General features: G+C 76.6%; 4 protein-coding genes. All 4 read right to left on the reverse strand.

Features of this window, described 5'->3' with window-relative positions:
* The coding region (locus ACFWEK_RS19760; RefSeq protein WP_430555144.1) for a lycopene cyclase domain-containing protein at nt 1–358 on the reverse strand (358 nt) is incomplete at its 3' end.
* The gene (gene crtI / locus ACFWEK_RS19765) at nt 355–1,989 is read right to left on the reverse strand and encodes a phytoene desaturase family protein (protein WP_430555145.1); all 1,635 of its coding nucleotides are present in this window, start codon (nt 1,987–1,989) and stop codon (nt 355–357) included. The genes ACFWEK_RS19760 and crtI, both read right to left, overlap by 4 nt.
* On the reverse strand, nt 1,986–2,915 hold the full coding sequence (locus ACFWEK_RS19770; protein ID WP_430555146.1) for a phytoene/squalene synthase family protein: 930 nt from the start codon (nt 2,913–2,915) through the stop codon (nt 1,986–1,988). Before ACFWEK_RS19770 ends, crtI begins: the two co-directional genes overlap by 4 nt.
* Nucleotides 2,912–3,907 (reverse strand): polyprenyl synthetase family protein (locus ACFWEK_RS19775; RefSeq protein WP_430555147.1); only part of this gene is annotated, 996 nt, incomplete at its 5' end. The genes ACFWEK_RS19775 and ACFWEK_RS19770, both read right to left, overlap by 4 nt.

Below are 3,907 nucleotides of genomic sequence, written 5' to 3' on the forward strand. Positions count from 1 at the left end.
GCCGGGCGGGGCGACGTCGTGCAGCGCCCCGCCCGGCGACCGCCCGCCGCAGGAGCCCGTGCAGCACCAGCGTGAAATAACAGAGGAACAGGATGAAGAACAGCTCCTCGAGCGGCAGGTGCGGCGCGAGCTCGACGCCGGTCATGGCCGCCCCGCCGCGGGAGTAGAAGCCCGCCGCGATCGCCACGAGGTCCCACCCGAGAAACACCAGGGCGCCGACGGCGAGCACGGCGGCGCCGCGGCCGGGGTGCGCCGACCAGAGGAGGAGGCGCGCGCGCCGGTCCACGAGGGCCATCGAGGCGAGCGCCCCGAGCAGCAGCGCGAGGTAGACGAAGGAGGTCCAGTGCAGGGTGATCACTCCCGGGAGGCGAGGGCCGGACGGGTCTCGGGGAACGGCTCGGTCAGCGGGTGGGCGGTAATGTCGCCGCGGACCCGCTTCACGGCGAGCTCCGCGCTGATGAGGCACATCGGCAGCCCGACGCCGGGGATGGTCGACCCGCCGGCGTGGAGCAGCCCCGCGACGCGCCGCGAACGGTTCCCCGCCCGGAACATCGCGCTCTGACGCAGCGTGTGCGCCGGTCCGAGCATGCCACCGGACCACGACGAGAGGTCCGCCGCGAAGTCCCCGGGCCCGACCGTGCGCCGCACCACGACCCGCGCACGCAGGTCGGGCACGCCCGCCCAGGCGGCGACACGGTCGATGGCGGCGTCCGCGATCGCCTCGACGGCGGCGTCACCCGCCCCGTCCTCGCCGCCGCGCCCGAGGCCGGGGTCGGCGGGGACGGGGACGAGCAGGAACAGGTTCTCGTGCCCCGGCGGCGCCACGGTCGGATCGGTGCGGGACGGCGCGCACACGTACAGCGACGCCGGGTCGGGCACGCGGCCCTCGGCGATGGCGCCGAAGTTCTCCTCCCAGTCCGCGGTGAAGAACAGGGAGTGGTGGGCGAGCTGCGGCACCCGCCCCCGCACGCCGAGCATCACCAGGACGCCGCCGGGGCCCGGGTCGCGGCGGGACCACCACGCGGGCGACCGGTCGCGGAGGTCGGGCGGCAGCAGGTCCTGCTCCACGTGGTGCAGGTCGGCCGCGGCGACGACGACGTCCGCGGGCGCATGGTGCTCCCGCCCGGCGTCGTCCACCCAGCGCACCCCCGTCACCGCGGCCCGGGGACGGCGGGGTCCGGGGACGGAGGGCCCGGACCGAGCCGACCCCGGGCGGGCCCCGACGGCCGTGGTCGTGATCGCGGTCGCGCGGGCGCGGGTGCGCAGGGTGACGCCTGCGCCCACCGCGAGCCCGGCGACCGCGTCCACCACGCGCGCGAATCCCCCCTGGGGATAACGCACGCCACCGTCGAGATCGAGGGCGCTCATGAGGTGGTACAGGCTCGGCGCCCGGTCCGGCGACGAGCCGAGGAAGACCGCGGGATAGCCCAGCACCTGGCGCAGCCGCACGTCCCGGAAGCGCGCGGCGACGCGGGAGCCGAGCGACCTGCCGAGCAGCGGCCCGAGCCGGTGCAGCCGCGTCGCGACGTCCCGGTGCGCGAACGGCCGCCACGAGGCGAACGTCGTGTACAGGAAGCGCCGCAACGCCAGGTCGTACGTGTCGTGCGCGGAGTCCAGGTAGCGGTCCAGCCGTGCTCCCGCGCCGGGCTCGACGGCCTCGAACGCCGCGACGTTGGCGGCCCGGTCGGGCGAGATGTCCAGGGCGCCGTCGTGCCCCTCGAAGAAGACCCGGTAGGCCGGGTCGAGGCCGACCAGGTCGAGCTCGCGGTCGGCGCTCGACCCCATGAGACGGAACCAGTGGTCGAAGACCTCGGGCATGAGGTACCAGGAGGGGCCGGTGTCGAAGCGGAAGCCCGCGCGCTCCCACGAGCCGGCGCGGCCACCCGGGGCGTCGTGCCGCTCGAGCACCTCGACCTCGTGCCCGTCGCGGGCGAGCAGCCCCGCCGTCGCCAGCCCCGCGATCCCCGCCCCCACGACGACCACCCTCATCGGAGCGCCTCCCTCGCAAGGGCCCCGGCCACCAGCCGCGCCTTGACCGGCCCCGGGACCCTCACCCGCTCCCGCCGGATCGTGGCGGCCGGGGTGGCCGCCAGCCGACGGGAGAGCTCGGCGAACAGGTCGTGCGCCACCCGTACGGCGAGCCGCGAGCTGCGCGGCAGCTCGTCGATCGCGACGCGCGCGGCCGCCAGGTCAGCGTCGACGTCGGCGAGCAGCCGGTCACGGTCGGCGTCGTCGAACGCGTCCACGTCCAGCCCCGGGAAGTACGACCGGCCGCGCAGGTCCACGTCCTCGGCCAGGTCGCGCAGGAAGTTGACCTTCTGGAACGCCGCCCCGAGGCGGGCCGCACCGGGCGCCAGCCGGTCGTAGGCCGCGTCGTCGGCGGCGACGAACACCCGCAGGCACATCAGCCCGACCACCTCGGCCGAGCCGTGCACGTACGCGGCGAATCCGGCCTCGTCGTGGGCGGTGACCGTGAGGTCGGTCCGCATCGACGCGAAGAACGGCCCCACCAGGTCGTCCCCGATGCCGAACCGGCGCGCCGTGCGCGCGAACGCGTGCACCACGAAGTTGCTGCTGCGCCCGCGTCCCCGCGCCCGCGCCACCTCCTGCTCGAGCTCGTCGAGCAGCTCGCCGCGCTCGGCGACGGAGAGCCCCGGCCGCGGGTCGTCGACGATCTCGTCGGCCACCCGGACCAGCGCGTAGACGCCGCGCACGTGGTCGCGCACGTCGTCGCCGAGCAGGCGGCACGCCCAGCCGAACGACGTGGAATAGGCGCGGACCACCACCGCGGCGCTGCGCACGGCGGTGGCGTCGTACGTCGGGTCGACGTCGATGCCGGCGTCGACGCCGGCGACCGCGGCGCCGGCCGCGGGCACGGCGGGGACCGCCCCGCTCGATGTCGTCGCGGCGTTCATGCGGCGCTCGACGCCCGGGTGAGGTGTGCCCCGGCCATGTTCTCGGCAAGCTCCCCCAGGCCCAGGGTGAGGCCGAGCGCCACGGCGTCCCGCTCGAGGTCCGCGGCGAGCGTCTCGACGGCGGCACGCGCCCCGCAGGCCTCCAGGAGCTCGCGGGCCCTCTGCAGCTCGGCGTCCCCGGTGTCGGGGTCGCCGAGCAGGGTGCTCAGCTCGCCCCACGCCGACGTCCCGTGCGCGAGGGCGACCAGCGGGGTGCACTTGCCCTCCCGCAGGTCGGAGGCGTTGCTCTTGCCGGTCTCGGCCGGGTCGCCGAACACGCCGTCGAGGTCGTCCCGCAGCTGGAACGCGAGCCCGAGGTCGCGGCCCAGCCGCCGGACGCCCTCGTCCAGGTCCTCCCGGCCGGCCAGGATCACCGCGGCCCGCAGGGGGAGCTGGAAGGAGTAGACCGCGGTCTTGCGCTCCGCGGTGCGCAGCGTCTCGTCGAGGTCGGCGCACCCCCCGAGGCTGAGGCGGACGTCCGCGAGCTCGCCGTCCGCGGTGAGGTGCATGGCCTCATCGACGACGTCGAGGAGCTGCTCGGTGGCCGACGGGGCCGCCCCGCAGAGCGCGACCGCCCGCACGGCCGCCGCCAGGGCGAGGTCGCCGGCGAGGATGCCGGCGGCGGCGCCGTAGCCCTCGGCCTGCCGCGCGCTGGCCCCGGACTCCAGCGCCTGCGCGGCGTGCAACCCGGCCACGTTGGGACGGCCGCGGCGCGTGTCCGCGCCGTCGATCACGTCGTCGTGCACGAGGAACGCGTGGTGGAGGAGCTCGAGGGCGGCGGCGACGCGCACCGCGACGTCCCGCGGCTCGGGCGGCGCCGCCCCGGCGAGCGCGTCGTACGCGTCGAGCAGGAGCCGGGGGCGCAGCCGCTTGCCGCCGCGGCTCGTGCCGCGCAGGGCGTGCCAGAGCCGGGTGTCGTCCGGGCGGTCACCGTCGTCGAGCAGCCGCTGGAC

The sequence above is a fragment of the Isoptericola sp. NPDC060257 genome (assembly GCF_042726645.1).
Classification (GTDB): domain Bacteria; phylum Actinomycetota; class Actinomycetes; order Actinomycetales; family Cellulomonadaceae; genus Isoptericola; species Isoptericola nanjingensis.

What these genes read in the sequence shown, in the direction of transcription:
- crtI (WP_430555145.1), bottom strand. Translation starts at nt 1,989, where the DNA reads ATGAGGGTGGTCGTCGTGGGGGCGGGGATCGCGGGGCTGGCGACGGCG.
- ACFWEK_RS19770 (WP_430555146.1), bottom strand. Translation starts at nt 2,915, where the DNA reads ATGAACGCCGCGACGACATCGAGCGGGGCGGTCCCCGCCGTGCCCGCG.